The organism is Candidatus Weimeria sp. HCP3S3_B5 (assembly GCF_052064335.1).
Lineage (GTDB): Bacteria > Bacillota > Clostridia > Lachnospirales > Lachnospiraceae > Weimeria.
In genome coordinates this window covers 1-25,021 of record NZ_JBQHVU010000021.1, presented here as the reverse complement: position 1 = coordinate 25,021, position 25,021 = coordinate 1, and the positions used below count along the sequence as shown (strand labels likewise).

Genomic DNA, 25,021 nt, shown 5'->3' with positions numbered 1-25,021 from the left:
AATAATCAATAATTTTTGCCTGCCAGAACATAAGAAGAGTAAATTAATTTTCATCAGAAAGGAAGCCAGTTTCTATGCAGAAGAAAAAAAGGGTTATAAGAGTGTCAGCACATCAATCATGCTTATCTGTTTTATCGCTGTTCTTGTGGTATCAACGGTGATAAGCACACTATCGATCATATCCATACGACGGTCATTCACGCAGTCAATGAACGTGTACCACAGCGCAAAGGACGAAGGATACAGACAGGAGATCGTATCGGAAACCCAGTCAGCGATATCAATGGTACAGATGGAATATGATCTGTACAAAGACGGCAAACAGATAGAAGATGAGGCAAAGGAGAGGGCAAAGGAAGATATACGAAACTTCCGTTACCGTGACGACCAGAGCGGTTATTTCTGGATCGATGATCTGGACTACAATCTTGTCATGCATCCTATCCTTACGGACCAGGAAGGCAACAACCGTAAGGACTTAAAAGACCAGAAGGGCAACATGATTATTCAGATGATAAGAAAATCATGTACTTCAAAGGATAAGGGCGGATTCAATGAGTTCTACTTTACAAAAGCAGACGGCAAGACCGTGGCGCCGAAGCTAGCCTATTCGCAGCTTTTTGAACCATGGGGATGGATGCTTTCAACAGGCAACTATACCGATGACATGAACAAGGAAATGTCTGCAACAGAAAAGAGCATCCAGAGGAATAACACAGCAATGCTAGGCGGCATCATTATTGTAAGCATTGCGTGTATCCTTATCAGCACCATTATCGCGCGCAAGGTCGGGAAAGATGCCACAAAACCGCTTGCTGAGATAAAGGATTTCGCCAACGACCTGTCAGACGGTGATCTTACACATAATATAAACATAAAGGCAAAGAATGAATTCGGTGACACAGGACGTGAACTGAATACCGCCCGCAATAACATCGATTCAATGATGCGCAAGACAACCGAGTCATGCAATGCCCTCGATGACTCGATAAATGAATTTTCATCGAATTTCGCAAGCATGGCTGATATGATACAGAGCGTGTCATCGGCAGTACAGAATATTGCCGAGAACAATACGGAGCAGGCAAAGACGGCATCTGATTCCGTGGAAGGCATCGAGAGTCTTGCAGAAGGCATTGATTCGTCATCAGAGAGTGTATCGGCACTTGACAAGAACGCTGCTGATATGATGGACTGTCAGAAGCAGTCAAAGGATACCCTTGCAGATCTCGTCAAGAAGAATGATGCGACGATAGCTGATATAAAAACTATGTCAGACCAGACGCAGCAGACATCGGATTCGGTAAAGAAGATCGCAGAGGCAGCAAACCTCATCTCAGATATCGCAAGCCAGACAAACCTCCTCTCACTCAACGCTTCCATAGAAGCTGCAAGGGCAGGAGAAGCAGGAAGAGGCTTTGCGGTTGTTGCAGAGGAAATAGGAAACCTGGCACAGCAGTCCGATGAATCCGCACAGACCATCAACGGCATTGTCGAAGAACTCGTGGCCAATTCTGACAAGCAGATATCCATCATGAAGAGGATGTCCGATATGTCAACAGAGCAGGTCGAAGCTTTTAACCAGACAAGTGAGACATTCAGACGTCTTGAGAATTCGCTCAATGAGTGCTTTGCATCCGCAAAGACAATCTCTGACAACATCAGGACGATGACGGAAGAGAAAGACAGGATAAAGGACAACATCGTATCCCTCAACAACGCAGCAACTGATAATGCTGCATCTACAGAAGAAACATCATCAATGACTGCCGAGCTTGACAGTATCGTGTCAAAATCAAAGGATACCATTAACCAGCTCAAGCAGAATCTTGAAGTGCTGACAGAGGCTGTATCACGGTTTAAGGTATGACGACAGAAGAAAAGCAGCTCCTTGGGGACATAGGGCGGTTCTGTTGTCTTTATGCTTAAATTAATTTAGATAAAAAGACAATAGAACCGTCCCCTTGTCATGTGCGCACGATTATGAGTTTGATGAGAACGGCAGGCTTAAGAACAAGTCAACTCGTGAGCTGACAGATGATGAAAGAAAGGAAAACGGTGATATATTATGACAGCCTCAGATTTAAAAAAGGTTATTGACGCCTGTCTGAATGATGTTACGTTTATTTATAATGGCAAACAGTGTGGCATTACCTCAGAGGTAACTAATTATCAGCCAACTTTCACGGAGTGGTATGGCAATGATTTCTATGAGACAGGAGACATAGACGAGCTTATAAATAATAAGCTGTTCGATGGGAACGCTCTTTCAGAAATATGCACAGATGTAGAAATAAATATCCTATGAGACCAGCTATGAAAAGTCAAGCATAAATTAGCAGAAAATTTTCTTTTTGTCCTGCGGCTATGAAAGGGTAACTTTAATAAAGCTCCCTTACAGGTGCTTTTCAAAATCTACTATGATCCCGAATTAGAACTTATTCGAGATTGAAGGTTACATCGTCAGAAAGCATCTTGAATATGACCCTGACGAGTTTGCCGGCACAATGTCCAAGAGCATTGTAATGAGTTCGGCCTTCGGCCATCTTGGTGTCATAGTAAGCCTTGAAGGTCGCATTGTTTTTTACCACGTTGTGAGCTGCGTTGATCAATGCATACCGGAGAACCCGGGAGCCACGCTTCGACATTCTGGTGTGGCTGGCATTGAAGTTTCCGGATTGGTATACAGATGGATCCAATCCTGCAAACGCAAGCAGCTGACATGGCTTGGAGAAGCGGTGAATGTCGCCAATCTCTCCAAGTGAAAAGAACCTGTGCGGCTGAGTAATTAAAGTTCTGGCAATAACTAACGTATCCACCTTGTCGGTCTTGGTCTTCCGGATGTTGTTCTTACGCATTGTGGAAGTCTGGATCGGGTTGATGACGCAGACCTGGTAGCGCTTAGATACGAGGAATTCAACCAGGTTGTCTGCATAGTGTGCCGTTGATTCAAGACCAATGATGAGGCTGCCGCGTTCGTATGATGCGAGCACAGAAAGCAGCTTACAGAAGCCATCATTGTCATTCGTAAATTTGAACGGCTTGATGAGTACTTCGCCATCTGCTGAAACAACAGAGGCAAAGTGATTGAGTTTGGCAATATCGATGCCTACATAGTACATAGAGAAAACCTCCTTTTGGTTTCGGACACTGTGGCATCCACCAGCGATTATCATTGTAGACTTGATTGAAATAAGTACTCAGGGGCAAAAGCCCCGGCACATCCAGCTAATAAACAATTCAGATAAAGGTAGCGGCAATACACTCCTATAAAGTAGTCAAAGCTACAGGACAAAATCAAAAGTCACACAGTATCTGAATGTATTGAACCACAGTATGAAAAAGAAAGGAAAATGTTGATTTCGCTTCTGTAATTATCATACAAGTTACAAATGAGTGATAAGATCGTAGATATAAGTACTTACAGAAAGCATAGACGCCCGGCAGACCGCGCGGATGATAGCAAAATAGAGGACCTAGAAGATATCTGGCCAGATGAGCCAGAAGAAGAAAATAAAAAAGAGGTCCCTAAGATGCACACGACCCAGTACAAAGTTATGGGGAAGAAATTTTCTCTTGATGATGGTACTGTGGAGAGCGCTATGCTGCTGCGTGGCAGGTATGGTGATAAAGGCATGGACAGTGCGAAAACCTTTGAAGAGTTATATATAGCCGGGATGAACTGGATGTTCGAGGACAAGCTTGAAGAGATTGGCGAGACCGACGTAAGAAATGTTCCGTGGGATAAGATAAAACTCTGGATGCTCACAATAGAAGGCCCCGGACAGAAGGAGAAAAAGCCTGATGAAGTTGACGTTCCAGAGGATGGAAGTTTCATGGAATATAGACTGATATCTCTTTTTGCCGGATATATATGCCAGACCATATGGGATATTGGTGTTTACTACTGACCAGAAAACAGGCATACAAGCCCCTTCCTAGCGCAGCAGGTTGAACCTTACCTTAAAGGAATTGATACAGATACCTTCTCAAGCCAATCCATCGTTTCCGATGGGTGCTGAACCTTACCTAGAAGTAATTGATCTATTGAGGAGCATGTTCCGCAAAAAAAGGCGAGGACATTACGCTGAACCTTATTTAATAGAAATTTATATCCATCACATTTCTATTCGTTCTTAATCTAGACCATTCATACCATATACATTCTCACCCGATCATTTTCCCACTATCTCCTAATGTAGATTGTCAAGTAAAATTGACCCACTGGGGGTGCGGACAAAAACCTGGACTTCGACAATGACCAGAAGGAGATTCGCACATGTATTCTTATGATGATCGGATCAGGGCCGTCCGGCTCTACATCCAATACGACAAAAGTGCAGCCGCAGTCATACGAGAGCTCGGCTACCCGGAGCGGAAGACCCTACGATACTGGTACGAAGAGTATCTCAGGGACAATGGACTTAAGAAAAAGTTCGTTCGGTCACCGAAATACAATGGAGCGCAGAAAGAAGCCGCGGTAAAGCATTACATGTAGTATGGGAAATGCGCGTCCCGGACGATCCGGGCCCTGAGGTATCCGAGCAGGGCACTTCTGAAGCAGTGGGTCACGGAACTCTGTCCGGAAGAAAAGCCTCATTGTTCTGCCGGCCGATCTATGGTACACTTGACGAAAGAGCAGAAAAAAGCCGCGGTAATGGAATTTTGCACTAAAGACGAAACCGTGCAGGAAATCGCGTCGCGGTATCAGGTGAGCCGGTGCTCCATTTACCAGTGGGCACGGGAGCTGCTCGGGGAAGGGAGCGTGTCATCCATGCCAAAGCGAAACAAGGCCGAAGAACCAAAGCCGGCCACCATAGAAGAGCTACAGTCACAGGTCAATGATCTTACAAAGCAGGCCAGAGAGCTGAAAGACGAGGTCTTCCGTCTCCGTGTTGAGAGGGATGTCCTTGAGAAGGCGGCAGAAGTCATAAAAAAAGAGGAGGGCGTCAGTCTCGGAAGTCTGACGAATCATGACAAGGCAGTCGTGATTGACGCCCTCCGGAACAGATACCGCCTGAAGACACTGCTCAGCGTTCTTCAGATGTCAAAAAGCGGCTACTTCTATCAGGAGGCCGCTATGGCGGCTCCGGACAAATATGCGGATGTTCGCGAAAAGATCCGGCAGGCTTTCGATGAATCCTCAAACCGGTACGGCTACCGGAGGATCCATGCGGTCCTGAGGAACGAATCCGTGACCGTATCAGAGAAGGTCGTGCGCCGTCTCATGAAACAGGACAGGCTCACTGTCAAAAGTGTAAGGAAGCGGAAATACAACTCCTATAAGGGCGAGATCACCCCTGCGGTCCCGAACCAGATAAAGCGCGATTTCCATGCGGATGCGCCGAATCAGAAATGGCTGACGGACATCACGGAATTCTCCATCCCGGCTGGAAAGGTGTATCTGTCTCCGATTATCGACTGCTTTGACGGGCTTCCAGTCGCGTGGACGATTGGAACATCCCCGAATGCTGATCTTGTCAATCAGATGCTGGATGCGGCAATCGAGGCACTGAAACCGGGCGAGTATCCTATCGTCCATTCCGACCGGGGATGCCACCACCGTTGGCCGGGATGGATCAGCCGTATGAAAGATGCCGGGCTGATCCGCTCAATGTCAAAGAAAGGCTGCTCGCCGGAAATTTCGCATGCGAAGGCTTCTTCGGCCGGCTGAAGAACGAGATGTTCTATGGTCATTCCTGGCAGGATGTCTTCATTGACAAGTTCATAAAGATCCTGGATGATTATATGCACTGGTATGCGGAGGAGCGTATAAAGATATCACTTGGAGGGATCAGCCCTATCCAGTACCGGAGACAGCTTGGATTGACCGTATAATTGGTCCAGAAAAACGTCCGCACCCACAAATCGTGCCAGATAAAGAAAAATAAGAAGGGACGCTGAATGGCAAATCAAAATAATAAGACTGAGATTATTCCGGTTTACATCAAACCAGAAGACATTGAAAATCTCGTATATACCATCAGGGGCAAGCAGGTTATGCTGGATCATGACCTGGCGTTGATATATGGATATGAAGTAAAACGACTGAACGAGCAGGTAAAACGTAATATTAACCGATTTCCGGAAGACTTTATGTTTCAGCTCACAAAAGAAGAAATTGAATTCGTGAAGTCGCAAATTGTGACTTCACGAAATACGAATTTTTATTCCGGACAGGATGGCGGTCGCAGAAAACCGCCATATGCATTTACTGAGCAGGGCATCTATATGCTCGCTACGGTTTTGAAAGGTGAACTTGCAGAGCAGCAGAGCATCTTTATCATGCGTGCGTTTCGGGAGATGCGGCATTATATTCGGCAGAATCAGCAGTTTGTAACAAAGAATGAGTTACAGTACATAACAGATACTCTAACCGAGACTACAAAGCGCATCGAGCGGCGGCAAGATGATGCCGATGCTAAGATGTCTGATCTTCAGGAAAGCATCAACAAGATCAATGAGAATTTTGTACTTGATACAGAGCTGAAAAACTATGTGATCTATAAGGGACAAAAGTTTGAGGCGGATGTTGCTTATATCAAGATTTATCAGATGGCGAAAAAGTCCATCTATGTGATAGATGACTATGTAAATATTAAGACACTGCATCAACTGTCACAAAAGAAAAATGGCGTATCAGTGATATTGTTCACAGAAAACGGACATGGCAGGCGTGGCTTTCTCACTTCATCGGATGTCACTGATTTTCAAGCTCAATATCCGTCGCTAATAATAAAACCAAACCCGGATTGTCATGATCGCTTCATTGTTTTGGACTACGGATTAAAGACGGAGAAGGTATTTCATTGCGGTGCTTCAAGCAAAGATGCGGGCAGAAAAGTATGTGCTATCAATACGATTGAAAATACGGCAATGCTTCATCCGGTAATCGATGCATTGTTGCTTCTTCCGGACAAGGTGATCTGATCGGTGAAGTCGCAATTTGCGACTTCACCGATATATAGGAAACAAATAAATTATGGAAAAAGAAAATAAGAAAAGATCCGAAAACTATGTGATCCGCAGTCTCCGCAAAGAAGAGATCGAATTGCTAAAAGACTTCCTGTATGAAGCGATCTTCATACCGAAGGGAGCGGAGCCGCCGGAGAGGGATATCATCGAGAAGCCGGAACTGCGTGTTTACACGGATGATTTCAGTGCCCGGAAAGGCGATAACTGCCTGGTGGCGGATTTCGAAGGCAGGGTGGTCGGAGCGGTTTGGACGAGGATTATGGACGACTATGGTCATGTGGATGATGAGACGCCGTCTTTCGCCATTTCGCTTTACAAAGAGTATCGCGGTCAGGGCATCGGTTCGCAGCTTATGGTAAAGATGCTCGAATTGCTGAAATGGCAGGGATATGAACGAGCATCCCTGGCGGTGCAGAAAGCAAATTACGCCGTGAAGATGTACAAGGATGTCGGATTCAAGACGGTCGATGAAAATGCCGAAGAATATATTATGGTGTGCGAGTTATAAGGTGATTGAATGGAAATACATTATAAGAAGTTGACAGAGAAGGAATTGGATACATTTATCAGGATGCGTATCCAGCAACTCCGTGAGGAAGGCGCAAATGAGGATGTTGATCTTGTACCTGCGCTGAAAGATTATTATGAGCGGCATATGTCCGATGGGACATTTGTTTCCTGGTTGGCGATGGACGGAGAGAAAATAATCGGTACCAGTGGGATGTCGTTTGTCGAGAAGCCACCCTATTTTGGCTGCCCTAATGGAAGAATCGGCCTCTTGTCGAGTATGTTTACTGATCCGGCATATAGGCGTCAAGGCATAGCAAAAGAATTGCTCGGCCTTGTTGTTAATGAGGCCAAGGATTACGGGTGCGGGACAGTACAAATCACTGCATCAGATATGGGCGTGCTTCTGTATACGGATTTTGGATTTGTAAAGAACGGAAACTTTATGCAGTATAAGCTGTAATTCTGCGACGCCGGGAAGAAAATGACGCAGAAAACTTATACATATACGCCAGTGATCCGCTGTGGGTTTTGTGAATCCCCTTTTCAGGACACTGTAAAAGGATTTTGACAAGTTTTTTAACGAGTGTAAAGGCAGTTTGATAGAAATATGGGCCTGATTATTGTATCTTGAGTATGCTTCAGAACGGAGCAAATAACTACTAAAGGTGGATGGATTGTGGAAATAGGAAGCAAACTCAAAAATGCACGAAATGGAAAAGGGATAACCCAGGAACAAGCGGCCGAGTTACTGGGAGTAAGTAGACAAACTGTCTCTAATTGGGAGAACAATAAGTCGTATCCTGATATCATTAGTGTCATAAAAATGAGTGACATCTATTCGGTAAGTCTTGACCACCTGCTCAAGGAGGAAAAATCAATGAATCAGACCTATCAAGATTTCTTGGAAGAAAGCACAAACACAGTAAAAGCTAAAAAACATTTAGGCAAAATCATTTTGCTCTCTACATACTTTATTGTATGGGTTGTAGCAATGATTGTTTTCTGGCAAATCAAAGGAACTATGACATCAGGAGTTACTATTGCATTAAAATGTGTATTATTGCCTTTCCTTTTACTTGTATCAACAGTAAAAGTGACAAAAAATGACTACTGGGGAAAAGGAAACTGGTTTTGCGTAGCAGGTGCAGCCATTACATTTCTGACAATTCCATATGTGGTATTTGCAGAGGAAATGGGCATAGCAACTTTTACCTTCCGCTTTCCTAATTTCATGTATATGGTAGTGGGTATTATTGTTTCTATTTTGGCATAGGAATTGGGACATTTTGGAGTGTTTTTTGATTCCATTCAGACTGTTGACATGTAACAACATTGTCGTTACAATAATGATGAATGGAGGCCTTGTTATGGAGAAATCAGCAACATTGAATTTAAGAGTAAACCCGGAATTGAAGCAGGATGCGGAGTCAGTTTTAGGGCGTTTGGGAATACCTATGTCTACCGCTGTAGATATGTTTCTTAATCAAATCGTTCTAGTGGGTGGTATTCCTTTTTCTGTGACCTTACCTAGCGCGCCTGAAAGTATTGATGCTACCAAGATGAGTGAGGAGCAGATTCATGCCAGGATTCAGCGAGGCTATGATTCTTATAAGGCAGGAAGAACACAAAATGCAGCACAGGCATTTGAAAAATTTCGGGAGAGTCACAGTTAATGGAAAAGTACACAGTTGATATTACCGATGATGCTCTTGCCGATATGGATGCTCTTTATGAGCATATAGCAAAAAACTTCAAGCATCTGAGAATGCGATAGGACAGTATAATCGTATTGCCGATGCGATTTTGACATTGGAGTCATTCCCAGATAGATTTGGCTTGTTTGAATGCGAACCGGAGCATTCCATTGGAATACATAAGATGATCATCGACAACTACATTGTTTGTTATGTTATAGATCCGGGAGTGGTAACGGTAACGGATGTAACAAAACAGACAATAATTGTATCGAAACAAAGCCAAAATTATAGGACATGCAAATATAAAACAGGAGGATTATATGAGATATAAGAAGAAATTTGCTGCAGTATTGATGCTTTTTGCTATTATTCTTTGCACTGATCAGGTGAGTATATCAGCAAGTGCAAAGTCAGCTCCACAGTTGAGTATAAGTGATACCATTCGGATCACAAAGAAGGTTCAGAAGGCTGTAAAACTTAAAGGAGCAGGAAATTCAAAAGTAGTATGGACAATAAGGGAAAACGATTATTGCAGGAAGTATAAAAAGCCATCTGTAAAGATTGTCAGGAAAAGCAATAAAGAAATTGTCATTAAGCCAGTACATAATGGAGTTGGAACCATATTATGCAAAGTTGGCAAAAAGACGGTGAGTGTGGATTATGATGTGTTTCTAAAAAAGGAGACACTGAATAAGACAAAGAACCTCTCCAATGATGCCCTGTTTAAAAAATTCATATCTGGTGAGATTCCGGTAATCTACAATGACACGAAGAACCTGGACTGGGTTTATTATCAGATACTAAAGAAGAATGTGGATTCTGATTCCATCTCAGTAAATAGTAAGATGGATCTTGATAATGATGGCGAGGATGAGTATATTATTGGAGATAATTGCTGGGAGCTTTATGGAGGAATGTACATAGACGCATATAAGGGAAGTCTCCGTGTGCTGGCATATGGTGATGGTACAGCCTCTTTTCTGTCACATACTTCGTTTAAGAACACTGTATGGGTAGTTCACAGTGACGTGACACATTGTGGAAGACAGACGTATTTTCTAGAAAAATATAATGGTGATGAGAAGGTAGAGGATACGATCAGTATAGGGGCAGAGTATTGGGATTCGAAAGATGATAGATATAATGAAAGCAGTCATTTCTACTACAATGATAAAAATATCTCGATGAAAGAATATGAGTCGTATTTGCGTGATTTTCATCTGATTGATTAATGAATTGCAAAAAGATAAATGTGGTAGATTTATACCGAAGTGAGGCTTATTGCGATGATGATAAAGGCAGGGCGTATGATTGAAAGGAGAAGAAAATATGCAGAAATTTGATTATTGTACCCCTACAAGACTGATCTTTGGCCAGGGAGCTGTGGAAAAGCTTCCGGAAGTTATGAGCCGGTATGGGAAAAAGATTCTTATGACCTACGGCGGCGGAAGTATCAAGAAGATTGGACTTTATGATAAGGTGAAGGAACTTCTTAGGGATTTTGAAATCGTGGAGCTGTCAGGCATTCAGCCGAATCCCAAGTATGATCCGAGCGTCCTTGACGGAGTAAAGCTTTGCAAGGAACATGATGTGGATGTCATCCTGTCGGTCGGAGGAGGCAGCGTACTCGACTGCTCGAAGGCAATCGCAGCCGGAGCGAAGTATGACGGAGATCCGTGGGATTTGATTTCTTACAAGGTGAAGGCAGATGCAGCACTTCCGATTGTAGACATTATTACGCTTGCCGCTACGGGAAGTGAGTATGACTGCGGCGGTGTGATTTCCAGAACCGAGACAAACGATAAAATCGGCTATGTGGATCCGCTTCTTTATCCTGCAGTTTCCTTCCTTGATCCGACGTATACATTTACGGTATCCAAGAAACAGACAGCTGCAGGCTGCGCGGATGCGATGAATCACATTATGGAGCAGTATTTCTGCGAGGATTCCACACTTCTGAATGATGGCTTTATGGAAGCAGCGCTTAAGAGTCTTATGGCCAATGCAAAGAAGTGTCTTGAGAATCCAGCCGACTATACGGCAAGAGCGGAAATGATGCTTGACTGTACCTATGGATGCAACGGGATCTATTCGCTTGGAAACAGTCCGTCCGGCTGGCCGTGCCATGGCATGGAGCATGCGCTTTCTGCGTACTATGACATTACACATGGAGAGGGATTGGCGATCATCACACCTAGATGGATGAAGCATATCTTAAGCGATAAGACCGTTGACCGGTTTGTTAAATATGGTGTGAACGTATTTGGAATTGATTCGAATCAGGATCGGTTTGATATCGCAGATCGGGCGATTGAGGCAACGTACGCGTTCTTCGCATCGATCGGTATCCCGATGCATCTGCGGGAAGTAGGTATTGATGAGAGCCGTATAGATGAGATGGCGCATCATGTAGCAGAAAATGAGGGACTTGAAAACGCATGGGCACCGCTTAGTGAGAAGGATATTGCGGATATTTTCAGAGCATCTTTATGAGAAAAAAGTGTGAGAGCATTATCTCCTGTGCCGATTATGCCATTGCAATGGTAGATGAGATCGAAAAAAGAGATCACATACAACAGAGGATTTCTGTTGTAAAAGTCTGATCGGATGGGTGAGTATACATTTCAGGACAGATTTGTGGGCTTCTGGCTGTAGCCAGAAGTCTTTTTTATGGCATAAGGGAAATAAAATATTGTATTCAAATGGATATTTATTTCGCAATTTTTGCAGCCTCTGACGGGATGGACTTTGAATATAGCTGAAATTAACTCTTTCTAAAGCTGTTGAATTTTTACAGGAGCAAGACTATACTAAAAAAGTTAAGCATAAGAATTAATAATAAAGGAAAAGAAAGGAAAATATATGGCACAGTATTCAGATGCGAGAAGCACCCATACCAGATGGAACCGCTCCATACTTTTTAAGGTCTTTGTTATGAATCTGCTATTTGTCATAGTCTTTGTGGCTGTTATGGCTCTTATGATGACAAGTTTCAGAAGAAGCGAGAAGATCTCGAACGAGACAGTCAGATTCTCAAATCAGGTGAGCAGCAGCAAGGAAAAGATGAAGACCATGGTCTACTACATGTATTCCCAGCCCCTGTCCTATGTCATAACGACAGGTGATACCAACAAGCGTACCTATCAGGGCAATATCACCTACTGTGAAAAGGTGATAAAGAGAACCCTTGAGAGTCTGAACAAGCAGGTCAAAAGTCCGGAGTATTCTTCCATGGACCTAAAAGATGTGGCTTCAAGCCTTAGCAGGACGAGCAGTGATATAGAGACTTACTGTAAAAGCGTCGACAATGTAATGAAGCTATTAAATGATGGAAATAATGATGACGCGCAGATCCAGATGAACGGGGTCGTGCTTCAGAGTCTTATGGATCTGTCTACCGATTTCATGAAGCTGTCATCTGAGGTGGACAGGGTAAATGCTTCGTCTATGGACGAGATGCAGAGGATCCAGCAGGAATGCGTTCTTGTTTCTGTGATCAGTGTGATCGTATTTATTATCTTTACGGTGATCAACTTCGTAATGATGTATCAGATGATAGTAAAAAAGATCATAGCACTTTCAAACGGCATCAATAAGATCATCGAAAATATCAAGGCAGGACGCGGCGATCTGACTCAGCGTATCAGCGTAGATACCGACTCCGAGATCAGATATATAAGAGATGGCTTCAATGATTTCATTGAGACCCTGCAGAATATCCTTCGAGATGTAAAGAATGGTACAGTCGTCCTGACTGACTCTACAAGAAGCATGACGGAAAGGATAGCGATGGCAAATGATAATGTCACGAATACTTCTGCCGCTCTTGAGGAGTTGTCTGCGAGCATGCAGAATGTCTCCGAGACAGCATCTGACATCAACGAAAAGCTGGATGATGTAAACGAAGCAACGGAGAATATCGAAAGCAGTATCAGAAACGGCGCCGGAAAGGCCGAGGAGATCAAGAAGGAGGCCGATGCCGTAAAGGTCACTGCTATGCAGAAAAAGAAAAACACCAGTCATCAGATGGAAGAGCTTTCACAGGTTCTTGAGAGCTCGGTCGAGGATTCGAAGAAGGTCCAGCAGATAAACAATCTTACTAACGATATTTTAGAGATTGCTTCAGAGACCAATCTGCTGGCACTTAATGCTTCGATAGAGGCTGCCAGAGCAGGAGAGGCCGGAAAGGGCTTTGCAGTGGTCGCTCAGGAGATCAGCACTCTTGCCGAAAACTCCAGACAGACAGCTGCAAATATCCAGGATATCAGCGGCGATGTGACAAAGGCTGTAACAGCACTGTCTGATAATGCCATGCAGGTGCTCGACTACATCAATACCGTTGTCCTGTCTGATTATGACGCCTTTGTGGATACCAGCTCCAAATATGAGGCCTCTGCTGATGTGATAAACGGAATGCTGTCAGAGTTTGACGGATCAGCCTCACGGCTTGCTTCTATAATGCGGGATATGAACAGCTCCGTTACCGGAATCACGGATTCAGTCCGTGAGGCGTCGGAGGCTATCAATATGTCGGCTGAAAACGCCCAGAACATCGTGAATGAAATTTCCGGTATCAATGATGACATGGATAAGAATAACAATGTCACACTACAGCTTAATTCCAGCACCGAGAAATTTACTACTCTGTAACAGAAAGGCAGGAAATCAGATGAATAAAAGATTGCAAGCTCTGGCTCTTTCTGCTGCAATGGTCATCTCCATGACGGCCTGCGGCAGCAAGGGTGGCTCTGTAAGTAAAGCAAATAAGAATGTAACGATTACAATATTTAACTCAAAGACCGAAATAGCCGACCAGTTGAAGGAGCTGGCCTCGGAGTATGAGAAGGCTAGCGGAGTAAGGGTAAAGGTCGACAGTCCTGATGAAACAGTATCCCTCCATCTGGCGACAAGATATGTAGCAAATGATCCATATACGATCTCCATGGTAGATGCCAAGGATATCTATACTCTTGCTGCAGATCATGCAGCAGACCTTTCAAAGGAGAAGTGGGTAGATGACACAAAGCAGGCGATCAGTGTAAAGGGAAAGGTATATGGATTTCCTTTCTGCATGGAAGGCCGGGGAATCATCTATAATGCAAGTGCGATCAAGAAGGTGACCGGAAAGGACTTTGATCCGTCATCCGTTCAGATGCTCGATGAATTCAAATCGCTTCTTGAGGAGCTTAAGAAAAAGGGGATGAAATCTCCTGTCGGTATTCAGGCTGAGGACTGGTCGCTTGGAGCCCATTATTTCCCTCAGATCTACGAGGAACAGGAGGATACGGACTCCTTCATAGAGAAGCTGCACAAGGGTACAGCTGATATCGCTTCCGATAAGAAGTTTGACAGTATAATGGATACCTTTGATGTACTGATGAAGTATAATTACGCATCGGCTGATCCACTGAAGGCAGACAGAGAAACCACAGAAAGGATGCTTGCGGAGGGAGATATAGCCTTCATGTTCGGAGGTACCTGGGACTGGTCACTGATCGGAAAGTATAACCCTTCTGATGAGATGGGACTCATGCCTATTCCTCAGAATACAGATGACGGTACTAATACAAAGCTTGTCGCTGGTTCTACCAAATATCTCTTCATCGATAATTCGGATGCCATCTCCGACAAGGAAAGGCAGGCTGCAAAGGATTTCCTGAACTGGCTTGTCTATGATAAGGCGGGACAGCAATTCATCACAAAGACCTGCGGTCTGGTATCGCCGTTTACAAATAACAGCGTGGATGCAGCTGATCCTCTTGGTAAATCATTAAAGCAGTACCTAAAGGATGATAAGCTGATAGGCTGGTGCAATTTCCTCCCGGATGACCAGCAGGCTACTGTAGGTGCTATGACCCAGCAGTATCTGGGCAAAAAGACAGACCGAGCCCAGTTCGCCGGTCAGATAGAAAGCTACTGGAAGAACGCCAGACTTTCTACGATCAGGTGATAGAACAAGTCATAAATATGTAATTTATTCGCTCCTTGTGATATATAAATCACGATCATTTTAGTAACATGACCATAATAGAGGAATGTAAATGATGGTTTTTTTTATTTTTTGAGCAAGGAGGAAAAAATGAATCGGGGAAATCGAAGGAGTGTAATCGCATGCACTGCTATGGCTACCATGCTCTTGACCGGATTACCACAGGCAAGCCTTGTGGCAAAGGCCGATGACGGCTATAAGCTGGTCTGGCAGGATGACTTTGACGGGGAGGGCCTGAGCACAAAAGACTGGAATGTGGAGGAGCATGATCCGGGCTGGGTAAATGCAGAATTACAGCGCTATACCAGTCTTGATAAGGGGAATATCAAGGTAGAGGATGGCAATCTGGTCATCAGACCCCAGATGACGTCTGGTGCTGGCGAGGGAGATCCTGCAGAGAAGGAAACAGAGATCTCCATGGATATCAAGGCTGATGGTAAGACCAGTGATACCATAGCTCTTCAGGTGAATTTCGGAAAGATCGATGACAGCGACCATCCGACGGAAGCCACTACAGCAGCAACTGTAGTGATCGATCAGATCTCCCTGAAGGAGGTGGATAAGGATGGTAATGAATCTGATGAATTACTGAAGAATTCATCGCTTGATAGTGAGGAGGGCTGGATCTTTGGCGCGACTTCGCCTGGCCAGGGCAGTATCCGTTATGAAAATGGTAAGGCGATCCTTTCGATAGTAAATTCCGGTGAAGCCAACTGGAATATCCAGCTGCAGCAGGGCGGTCTGCGTCTGGAGCATGGTCACAGCTATAAGCTTAGGATGACTGCATCAAGTAATCTGGACCGCCTGACAGAGCTAAGTCTGCTTGACCCCAAAAATAACTATACCTGGTATGGCGGAGGTAAGGCAATGATCTCCGGGAACGGGGCTTATGGAGGCGGAGAGCGTCAGATCACATCCGGCCGGATCAATACTCAGGGAAAGCATGATTTCAGATACGGGCGTTTTGAAGCCAGAGCAAAGGTTCCTGAGGGAATGGGGTATTTACCGGCATTCTGGCTTATGGCATCAGATGAGGGACTATACGGACAGTGGCCTAAGTGCGGTGAGATCGATATCATGGAGGTCATGGGGCAGGATACAAGGAAGTCCTACCATACCATCCACTACGGATATGACTCCGGCAATGGCCATAAGCAGAATCAGGGAAGCAATAAGCTTACTCAGGGAAGCTATGCAGACGACTATCATGTATATAGAGTCGACTGGGATCCGGGCCTTATCACCTGGTATGTGGATGACAAGGAGGTCTACTCCACTAGAGACTGGTATACGGGTCAGGATGATGATAATCAGCTGACTTATCCGGCGCCATTCGATCAGAACTTCTATATTATACTGAATCTGGCCGTGGGCGGAAGCTGGGTTGGTTATCCGGATGAAAAAACCTATGCAGGCATGAATGACCAGGCCTTTAAGGTCGACTATGTAAAGGTATATCAGAAGTCTGCAGAGACCTATGCAAGGGAAGAAAAGGAAGCAAGGAGGCCTGAGGCAGCGCCTGTAGTCTACCGCCAGGCAGATGAAAGTGGAAATTATGTGAGAAACGGGGATTTCTCTGAGGATATAGGTAAAGATGGGGACGAAAATGCATCCAGAGATAACTGGAAGCTTCATCTGGAAAGCGATGCAAAAGGTACGACGTATGAACAAAAGGATAAGCAGATCTATCTGAAGCCGGATACGATCGGCTCTCAGAACCACAGCGTCCAGCTGAAGCAGGAAAATATCCCTATGCATAAGGGCTGGGAATACGAGCTTTCATTTGATGCATCAGCTGATGAGGCACGCGATATCGTAGTTGATGTGGAAGGACCTGACAGAGGCTGGCAGCGTTATATGCAGGATACGATTGTTTCTGTCGGGAAAGAGATTCGCAGCTATACCCTTGATTTTACCATGAATGAGAAGAGCGATCCTAACGGAAGCCTTGAGTTCAATCTGGGAAAACAGGGAACAAAGGCAGGAGTCAGGCTCTCAAATGTAAGACTCATACATAAGTCAGGTGATGAGATTCCTGAAAACAATGACAAGGTGATCCGCCCTGATGGCAACTATATATATAACGGCTCCTTTGATATGGGAAAGGAACGTCTTGGCTATTGGGAATATGACAAGGACGATGCCGGATATATCCATGTGACAAATGAGAACAATGTCAGGGAATTGAAGGTAGAGGTGCCAGAGGGAAAGACGATCCATATAGGGCAGAGTAAGCTGGCTTTTGTCGGAGCAGGAAGCTATGAGCTTTCGTTTGATGGCTATTGTGATGCTTTAACAGATGGTGCAGGCCTTACCATAAAGGTGGGCGAGCAGCAATTCACACCGGATCTTACTGATAAACGTAAGTCCTGCAGCAGTAAGCTTCATTTTGACAGGGGACTGGACCGTGATCATGCAGATATCGATCTGATATTTTCAAAGCCAGGGACCTACTATCTGGATAATATCCGCTTGTGTGAGGCTGCACTTATAAAGAATGGATCCTTTGATGCCGGGATGGCAGGATTTGCGCCTTACATCTATGATACAGTAAAGGCAAAGTATGTCATTGACAGCATGAATGGCAATGATAATGCGTTTGCGATCACGATCGATGATACAATGGCAGATGATGCCGGGAATTCATGGTATATCCAGCTGAATCAGGATGGAGTGCCGCTTAAGCAGGGCAGCAAATACCGCCTGTCGTTAAAAGCCAGGTCTACTATCGGGCGTAAGATTTCTGTTGCCATGCAGCAGTATGAAGGCAACTGGACCAATTACAGCAAGACCGGTGCTATCGATGTCGGAAAGGAATGGAAGGATTATACCTTTGACTTTACTATGGATGATCCGACAGACCCTGCCGCACGGTTTAACATAACTATGGGATCTGTCGATGGCGTCCGAATCAGGAAGCAGCATGACATTTATATCGATGATATCTCTCTTGTTGAACTGGATGAGGAACAGACAAAGCCTGTTCCGGGTCCTTCGGCTGGTGGAAGCGCAGGCCAGGGGACTTCAGGATCTTCAGGAGGTGCAGGAACGACAGGCCAGACTTCTGCTGGCACTCCGTCCGGAAACAAGCCGGCTGGAGGTGGTCTGCCTTCTGAGAACAGACCGACAGATCAGATCAAAGCAGAAGATTCAGAGCCCGAAAAGCCTGCTGTAGTAAACAAAACAGGTCTTGACCTGAGTCAGGGAGCAGCAGTAAATGGCATATATAAGGATGCAGATGGCAGAATTCTAAAGAATGCTGCCCTGGCTACTGACAAGGGTATTGTGATCACTGATAAGAAGGGCAAGGCGATAGCGGCAAACTCAATGACAAAGCTTGCAGGCAAGACATTTCTTATCAATAGTGATGGTGTCGTGGCATCTGCTGAGAAGGTCAAGGTCTTTGGAAAGATATATGTGGCAAGGAAGGATGGTACTCTTGCAAGAAAAGCCTTTGTTACACTTGAGAAAACAGGCAGCCGTGTTTACACTGATTCAAAGGGCCTTATTGTAAAAAACAGGACCATTAAGGTCAGGGGCAGCCTATATGTGGCGAAGAAGAGCGGCGCTCTTATGAAGAATGGCACGATAAGCATAAAAGGCAGGAAATACATAGTAAAAAACTATAAGGTTGTAAAGACTGTAAAGAAAAAGAGATCAGAAAGACGTTTTTAACTGGCAATCGCCGACTGATAAGAAAGAACCGCGGCCCATAAATCCGGGCCGCGGTTTTTTGCCGGGCTTGACGTTTATGCACTCTATATATAGAATTGACTTTGTTCATGTTATCTTAAAAGCGGTTCCATTATAAAGTGAGGTAAGAGTAATGTCAGTAGGATCATCAGGTAATAGCATAAGCTTTGAATATAAAAGGGCTTCTATAGAATCTATCGTATGGAGGACGGACGGCTCATTTAGGTTTTAGATCGATCATTGCTATAGACTCTTGTAAATCCCCTGCCTTTAGTGATAATATCTCTGTATGTATAAAACGATATCAGGAGATAAAGGAAAAGGCGCTCTTATGTGCCTGCTTGGAGGCGTCTGCTGGGGGCTTTCGGGCTCTATGGGACAGTATCTTTTCACAAGACAGGGAATGGACTCGAGATGGCTGGTTCCATTAAGGCTTTGTATGGCAGGAGTCATACTTTTCATATATTGCCTGTTCAGATATGGAAAAAGGGTAGCAGGCCCCCTGACGAACAGAGCTGATCTCTGGAGACTATTCGTATATGGGATCTTAGGTGTAAGCACCTGTCAGTTCACATATTTCCGGTGCATCCAGTTAAGCTCAGCAGCCATGGGAACCATACTTCAGGATCTCTCACCTGTATTCATCCTTATGGTAACCTGCCTTCGAGAGCACAGAAGACCGAAGCGGAATGAAGTGACGGCGATAGTTATGGCCTTTGCCGGAGTATTTCTTCTGTCGACACATGGCTCCATAGGAAATATCCTTGTTTCCCTGCCGGCCATCATTTCAGGAGTTGTATCGGCAGTATGCGTAATGATATATAACTGCTCGGACAGGCTTATCAGTAAGTATCCGGTCGCACTGCTCCAGGCCTATTCGTTCATAGCCGGAGGAATCGTATTTGCCATACTTTTCAGGAGTTTTAGGATACATTATGTTCCGAATGCCATGGGACTTTTTGGCATTGCCTTTGTGGTAATTGTAGGAAATGTGCTGGCTTTTACGCTCTACATCAGGGGTGTATCATATATAGGACCAGAAAAGGGTATACTCTATGGCTTCTCCGAGCCTGTCACGGCTGCTGTCATAACTGTTACTGTATTCCATGTCAGGGCCGGGATCTATGATCTGATTGGATTTGCCCTGATATTTATAATGCTTGTGATGATAAGCAGTGCCAGGCATGGGATAAGAACGGGCAGCAGATGAGAGGAGATACTATGTACGAGGAAGCAGAGCTTATAGAAAAGGCCCATCAGGCTATGGAAAACGCATATTGCAGATATTCTGGATTTATGGTCGGTGCAGCACTGCTATGTGACGACGGTACTGTCTATACAGGATGCAATGTAGAAAATGCTTCATACGGTGCCAGTAACTGTGCTGAGCGCACGGCGATTTTTAAGGCGGTTTCAGATGGACATAAGGATTTCAAGGCTATTGCTATCTGTGGCGGTAAAAGCCTTGATGATACAGTTGTCTGTCAGCCATGTGGTATCTGCCGGCAGGTCATGAGTGAGTTCTGTGACACTTCATTTGAGATAGTTCTGGGATCATATAAGGCTGGAAAGCTTGCCTTTACAAGGAAATTCCTGCTTGATGAACTGCTGCCATTTGCCTTTGAACTTTGAAATCAAAGCTAGTTAATAGATTTATACTAAAATGTTAGGTGGGTGTTGATATAAAAATATCTGGTCTTTTACAAGGCGGATTAAGCAGAAAAACCAGTGACGATATATGATGTTACAGACTTAAGGCAGGATATTCTAAGCATTATTAAAGGATTATAAATATGAATACAGAAGTAATAAAAGGACTTTTGATCCCGTTTATTGGTACTACGGCAGGTTCTGCCATGGTTTTTTTCTTAAGAAAGGCTATCTCGGAAAGTATACAGAGGCTACTTACTGGCTTTGCAGCCGGAGTGATGGTTGCAGCAAGCTTTTTTTCTCTGCTTGGTCCTGCAATCGAGCGGGCGGAGGGTATGGGCAGGCTTGCCTTTGTTCCGGCCTCTGTAGGATTCATGATCGGTATAGGGTTCCTTCTGCTATTAGACAGGATCACGCCACATATGCATATGGACAGCGTTGAGGAGGGTCCGGCATCGGGACTGAAGCATACGACGAAGCTGATCCTGGCTGTGACCATCCATAATATACCGGAGGGAATGGCAGTAGGGGTGGTCCTTGCAGGCTTCCTCTATGGACATTCAGGCATTACAGCAGCTTCAGCTCTGGCCCTTTCGCTTGGAATAGCTATACAGAACTTTCCGGAGGGAGCGATCGTGTCCATGCCGCTTAGGGCAGAGGGCATGGGAAGGATGAAGACTTTCATATATGGTACGCTTTCAGGAGCGGTGGAGCCTGTAGCAGGGATCATCACTATAGCTGCAGCAGGTCTGGTCGTTCCCGTCCTTCCTTATCTTCTGGGATTTGCAGCCGGAGCCATGATCTACGTGGTAGTAGAGGAGCTGATACCGGAGATGTCTGAGGGAGAGCATTCAAATATAGGAACAGTATCCTTCTCGCTCGGATTTGTCGTGATGATGATTCTTGACGTAGCGCTGGGATGAAAAGCATCAGCTGTTCAAGCGACAAATGATATCATTAGATAAAAAGGAGACCGGACATTTCCGGTCTCTTTTTTATTGCTGTCGTAAAATCTCTTATATAAGTGTGACCAGATGTACTATAAAGGCACAGGCCCAGGCGATCGCACATTGGAACAGCACGATCCAGAGAGCCCAGCGACGCCCCAGCTCACGTCTTATGGAGGCGATTGCGGCTATGCATGGTGTATAGAGCAGGCAGAATACCAGAAAGGAGGCTGCTCTTGCAGGTGTAAGGACCTGCTGGAGAGAGGCTACGCTTCCGAAAAGTATACCGAGTGTCGATACAACCGATTCCTTGGCAAGGAAACCGGAGATAAGGGCTGTTACCATCCGCCAGTCGCCGAAGCCTAGAGGAGCAAAGATCGGGGCTATAAAACCTGCAATGACTGCAAGTATGCTGTTCTGTGAATCGGTCACCATGGCAAACGAAGGTGAAAATGTCTCAAGGAACCAGATCACGATCGATGCAAGGAAGATCACAGTGAAGGCACGCTGGATAAAATCTCTCGACTTCTCCCAGAGGAGCTGTCCGACGTTCTTCGGACGAGGCATCCTGTAGGTTGGAAGCTCCATAACGAAAGGTACGGCCTCACCCTTGTATCTCGTGTTCTTAGAGATCACTGCGGTAAGGACACCGACTGCGATACCTGTGAAATAGAGAAGAAGCATCACAAGAGCTCCTCTTCCGGGGAAGAAGGCAGAGATAAAGAATGAATAGATCGGCAGCTTGGCTGAACAGCTCATGAAGGGGATCATTATCACTGTAAGCTTCCTGTCACGCTCTGATGGCAGGGTCCGGCTTGACATCACCGCTGGTACTGAGCATCCGAAGCCAATAAGCATAGGAACTATGCTACGCCCCGAGAGACCAAGCTTCCTTAGGATCTTGTCCATCACAAAGGCTATGCGGGCCATGTAGCCTGAGTCCTCAAGCAGGGAGAGGAAGAAAAACAGGGTCACTATGATAGGCAGGAAGGAGAGCACTGATCCTACTCCGGCGAAGACTCCCTTTACGACAAGGGAGATAAGCAGAGGATTGACCCCGGCGGCCTCCATCCCTTTCTCGCAGGTATCGCTTAAGGCCTGGATACCTGTATCGAGAAGTGATTGCAGGCTGCCGCCTATCACATTGAAGGTCAGATAGAAAATAAGTCCCATTATTAGGACAAACATAGGAATAGCAGTAAACCTTCCGGTGAGGACTGAGTCGATACGGCTGCTTCTTGTCTGTTCCCTGCTTTTCTCAGGCTTGACTACAGATGAGGCGACGACTCTCTCGATGAAGTTGAATCTCATGTCGGCGATCGCCGCTGAACGGTCGAGCCCGCTTTCCTTTTCCATCTGTCTTACTATATGGACAACGGTTTCCTGTTCATTGGTGTCGAGACCCAGTGCATCGATCACACTTTTGTCACCCTCTATAAGCTTTGTTGCTGCAAACCTTATCGGTATAGCTGACTTGTCGGCATGATCCTCAATAAGATGCATTACAGCATGGATTGAACGGTGGACGGCACCGTGCCTTTCTTCGGGGTCACAGAAATCCTGCCTGAGCGGCTTCTCCTGATATTTTGCGACATGGATGGCATGGCTTACAAGCTCATCTATTCCTTCGTTTTTGGCAGCGGAGATTGGGACGACCGGAACACCAAGCAGCTGCTCCATCCTGTTTACATTTACGGAGCCGCCGTTGCTCTGGACCTCGTCCATCATATTAAGGGCTACGACCATAGGTATATTAAGCTCCAGGAGCTGGAGAGTGAGATAGAGATTCCTCTCTATATTGGTCGCATCAACTATATTTATGATCCCTCTTGGCTTTTCATCCAGTATGAACTGTCTGGAGACCACTTCCTCGCTCGTGTAGGGAGACATTGAGTAAATACCCGGCAGATCGGTTACAAGGGTGTCCTTATGACCTCTTATTACTCCGTCCTTCCTGTCTACGGTCACCCCGGGGAAGTTTCCTACGTGCTGGTTGGAACCGGTAAGCTGGTTGAAAAGAGTCGTCTTTCCAGAGTTCTGGTTTCCAGCCAGGGCAAATGTCAGACAGGTCCCGTCCGGGAGAGGATGCTCTGTTTTTTTGTTATGAAAGCGGCCTCCCTCTCCAAGTCCCGGATGGTCGATAAGCTTATTTACCGGAGGGATGGCCTTTTCTTGCGGCAAAGAGGCTATACCGGCAAGAGATCTTCCTGTCTCTGCACAGTCCCTTACATTTACGACCTCGATCCTTGATGCATCGTCAAGACGCAGGGTAAGCTCGTAGCTTTGTACACGAAGCTCTATCGGATCTCCCATAGGTGCATATTTTATCAGCTCTACAGTGACACCGGGTATCATACCCATATCAAGAAGGTGCTGTCTAAGCGCGCCCTCGCCGCCGACAGATGCAACCGTCGCCTGCTGTCCGATCTTCAAATCTTTTATAGTTGGCATATACACTCCAGTTCTAAATATATTTTTCAGAACTATTATAAGATAAGATCGGATCAAAAACAACGGTATTTCCATATTGCTTTAAAGTAGCAGCAATCTCTTTATAAGCTCCGCTATGAATTCATTCCTGCTGACTGTGGCTGGCTCGTCGTCACCATAGATGCTTATTGCCACATCTTTTATCTCACTGGAAAATTCAGCCCTTTTTGTGTAATAATTGATCCCTATACCGGGAATATAGGCCAGGGGACGTCCTATATCGAGGTCATAAAGAGCCTCTGTGAAGATCCCGGCAACCTTTTTCCCCTGAAGGAGACAGCCTGAGGGCTTCTCAAATGACAGCTCCCTGCCACAGAGAGCTTTTGCGGCACCGCAGATACAGTCGGCGACAGCTCTTGTGACATGAGCCGGCTCAGATGAATTCATTTTTTCGGGGAGAAGAATAATGCTTAGATATATACCTCCGGGAGGCGAGATGAATGATCTTTCATCGTGTCCCTGACCTTTTGTCTGCATCTGTGAAGCAACGATCGTCCCGTGACCGGCTCCTGTAGAAAGAAGTCTTAAGGCCTCCTTATTCGTCGAGTCGATCGATTCATATACATGAATGTCATCCGGATCAAAGGAGGATGCGCTGTAGCTTAAATAAGGGAGTATTCCTTCAACAGACAGCTTGTCAGAATGGTTGGAGAGCCGATATCCCTTATTAGGGCTTGATTCTATGTCATAGCCCCTTTCGCGGAGCACTCCGACTGCCTTCCAGACTGCATTTCGTGAAAGCGACAGGTCATCGGCAAGCAGGGCTCCCGAGAACCATTTTCCCTTGTTTTCTTCCATATATCTGAGCACCTTTTCAGCAGTAGTCATATGTCCTCTTTTCACATTTTGCCTCATGTCCTTTAGTATCAGCAGAAGCAGACATTAGGGCTTCTGCACTTTATACTATCATTATAAGCGTTTTTGACCAGAAAAGCAGTAATAGAAACGAAAAATACTTCGAGGCTTCATCAGTTTGTGTGGGTAAGTAGTAGCCTCGGCTACACACCCTATCCTTGTTCTGCTTGACTGCCAACTAGCTGGTTGGATGCCCTGTGTCAAGGGTTTCTGCG

Annotated in this window: 19 protein-coding genes and 2 pseudogenes; 18 read left to right on the top strand and 3 right to left on the bottom strand. The window is 45.3% G+C overall.

Going from position 1 to position 25,021, the window contains the following annotated elements:
• The first annotated feature begins 118 nt into the window (after positions 1-118).
• Both ACTNCK_RS09850 and ACTNCK_RS09845 read left to right on the top strand, forming a co-directional pair.
• Positions 119-1,870, top strand: a complete 1,752-nt coding sequence (locus ACTNCK_RS09850; RefSeq protein WP_441082448.1) for a methyl-accepting chemotaxis protein — start codon at positions 119-121, stop codon at positions 1,868-1,870.
• 198 nt (positions 1,871-2,068) lie between these two features.
• A complete protein-coding gene (locus ACTNCK_RS09845; RefSeq protein ID WP_441082445.1) occupies positions 2,069-2,308 on the top strand; it encodes a hypothetical protein in 240 nt (79 codons plus the stop codon).
• Positions 2,309-2,438: 130 nt separating this feature from the next.
• Here the strand turns inward: ACTNCK_RS09845 and ACTNCK_RS09840 are convergent, their stop codons facing one another.
• On the bottom strand, positions 2,439-3,122 hold the full coding sequence (locus tag ACTNCK_RS09840; protein WP_441082442.1) for an IS110 family transposase: 684 nt from the start codon (positions 3,120-3,122) through the stop codon (positions 2,439-2,441).
• A gap of 270 nt (positions 3,123-3,392) precedes the next feature.
• Between ACTNCK_RS09840 and ACTNCK_RS09835 the strand changes: the two genes are divergently transcribed.
• The 16 genes and pseudogenes from ACTNCK_RS09835 (at position 3,393) to ACTNCK_RS09760 (ending at position 21,437) form a co-directional block, all read left to right on the top strand.
• Positions 3,393-3,911, top strand: a complete 519-nt coding sequence (locus ACTNCK_RS09835; protein WP_441082439.1) for a hypothetical protein — start codon at positions 3,393-3,395, stop codon at positions 3,909-3,911.
• A 368-nt stretch (positions 3,912-4,279) separates the two neighbouring features.
• A pseudogene (locus ACTNCK_RS09830) lies at positions 4,280-5,838 on the top strand (IS3 family transposase).
• A gap of 66 nt (positions 5,839-5,904) precedes the next feature.
• Complete coding sequence (locus ACTNCK_RS09825; RefSeq protein ID WP_441082436.1) at positions 5,905-6,930, top strand: ORF6N domain-containing protein; 1,026 nt, start codon at positions 5,905-5,907, stop codon at positions 6,928-6,930.
• Between the two features lie 52 nt (positions 6,931-6,982).
• Positions 6,983-7,483 carry an N-acetyltransferase family protein gene (locus ACTNCK_RS09820; protein ID WP_441082434.1) on the top strand — a complete coding sequence of 167 codons (501 nt, stop codon included), beginning with the start codon at positions 6,983-6,985 and terminating at the stop codon, positions 7,481-7,483.
• A gap of 9 nt (positions 7,484-7,492) precedes the next feature.
• Positions 7,493-7,945 (top strand): GNAT family N-acetyltransferase, encoded by a 453-nt coding sequence (locus ACTNCK_RS09815; protein ID WP_441082432.1) that lies wholly within the window; start codon positions 7,493-7,495, stop codon positions 7,943-7,945.
• A 216-nt stretch (positions 7,946-8,161) separates the two neighbouring features.
• Positions 8,162-8,758 carry a helix-turn-helix domain-containing protein gene (locus tag ACTNCK_RS09810; RefSeq protein WP_441082429.1) on the top strand — a complete coding sequence of 199 codons (597 nt, stop codon included), beginning with the start codon at positions 8,162-8,164 and terminating at the stop codon, positions 8,756-8,758.
• 94 nt (positions 8,759-8,852) lie between these two features.
• Complete coding sequence (locus ACTNCK_RS09805) at positions 8,853-9,158, top strand: type II toxin-antitoxin system RelB/DinJ family antitoxin (protein WP_441082427.1); 306 nt, start codon at positions 8,853-8,855, stop codon at positions 9,156-9,158.
• 344 nt (positions 9,159-9,502) lie between these two features.
• Positions 9,503-10,414 carry a hypothetical protein gene (locus tag ACTNCK_RS09800; protein ID WP_441082424.1) on the top strand — a complete coding sequence of 304 codons (912 nt, stop codon included), beginning with the start codon at positions 9,503-9,505 and terminating at the stop codon, positions 10,412-10,414.
• Positions 10,415-10,511: 97 nt separating this feature from the next.
• Positions 10,512-11,675: an iron-containing alcohol dehydrogenase gene (locus ACTNCK_RS09795; protein WP_441082422.1), complete on the top strand. Its 1,164-nt coding sequence runs from the start codon at positions 10,512-10,514 to the stop codon at positions 11,673-11,675.
• Positions 11,676-11,680: 5 nt separating this feature from the next.
• Positions 11,681-11,785 (top strand): annotated as a pseudogene (locus ACTNCK_RS09790) (NAD(P)-dependent oxidoreductase); the annotation flags it as partial.
• 259 nt (positions 11,786-12,044) lie between these two features.
• Entirely contained in the window at positions 12,045-13,832 is a 1,788-nt protein-coding gene (locus tag ACTNCK_RS09785) for a methyl-accepting chemotaxis protein (protein WP_441082419.1), read from the top strand.
• A 19-nt stretch (positions 13,833-13,851) separates the two neighbouring features.
• A complete protein-coding gene (locus tag ACTNCK_RS09780) occupies positions 13,852-15,132 on the top strand; it encodes an ABC transporter substrate-binding protein (RefSeq protein ID WP_441082416.1) in 1,281 nt (426 codons plus the stop codon).
• A 129-nt stretch (positions 15,133-15,261) separates the two neighbouring features.
• Positions 15,262-18,846 (top strand): carbohydrate binding domain-containing protein, encoded by a 3,585-nt coding sequence (locus ACTNCK_RS09775; protein ID WP_441082413.1) that lies wholly within the window; start codon positions 15,262-15,264, stop codon positions 18,844-18,846.
• Between the two features lie 307 nt (positions 18,847-19,153).
• Positions 19,154-20,074 (top strand): DMT family transporter, encoded by a 921-nt coding sequence (locus tag ACTNCK_RS09770; protein ID WP_441082410.1) that lies wholly within the window; start codon positions 19,154-19,156, stop codon positions 20,072-20,074.
• 11 nt (positions 20,075-20,085) lie between these two features.
• Positions 20,086-20,496: a cytidine deaminase gene (locus tag ACTNCK_RS09765; RefSeq protein WP_441082408.1), complete on the top strand. Its 411-nt coding sequence runs from the start codon at positions 20,086-20,088 to the stop codon at positions 20,494-20,496.
• 161 nt (positions 20,497-20,657) lie between these two features.
• Positions 20,658-21,437, top strand: a complete 780-nt coding sequence (locus ACTNCK_RS09760) for a ZIP family metal transporter (RefSeq protein ID WP_441082405.1) — start codon at positions 20,658-20,660, stop codon at positions 21,435-21,437.
• 93 nt (positions 21,438-21,530) lie between these two features.
• On the opposite strand, the gene feoB is transcribed toward ACTNCK_RS09760, so the two are convergent.
• Both feoB and ACTNCK_RS09750 read right to left on the bottom strand, forming a co-directional pair.
• Positions 21,531-23,912 carry a ferrous iron transport protein B gene (gene feoB, locus ACTNCK_RS09755; RefSeq protein ID WP_441082403.1) on the bottom strand — a complete coding sequence of 794 codons (2,382 nt, stop codon included), beginning with the start codon at positions 23,910-23,912 and terminating at the stop codon, positions 21,531-21,533.
• A gap of 81 nt (positions 23,913-23,993) precedes the next feature.
• On the bottom strand, positions 23,994-24,779 hold the full coding sequence (locus ACTNCK_RS09750) for a biotin operon repressor (protein WP_441082400.1): 786 nt from the start codon (positions 24,777-24,779) through the stop codon (positions 23,994-23,996).
• Positions 24,780-25,021: the final 242 nt, after the last annotated feature.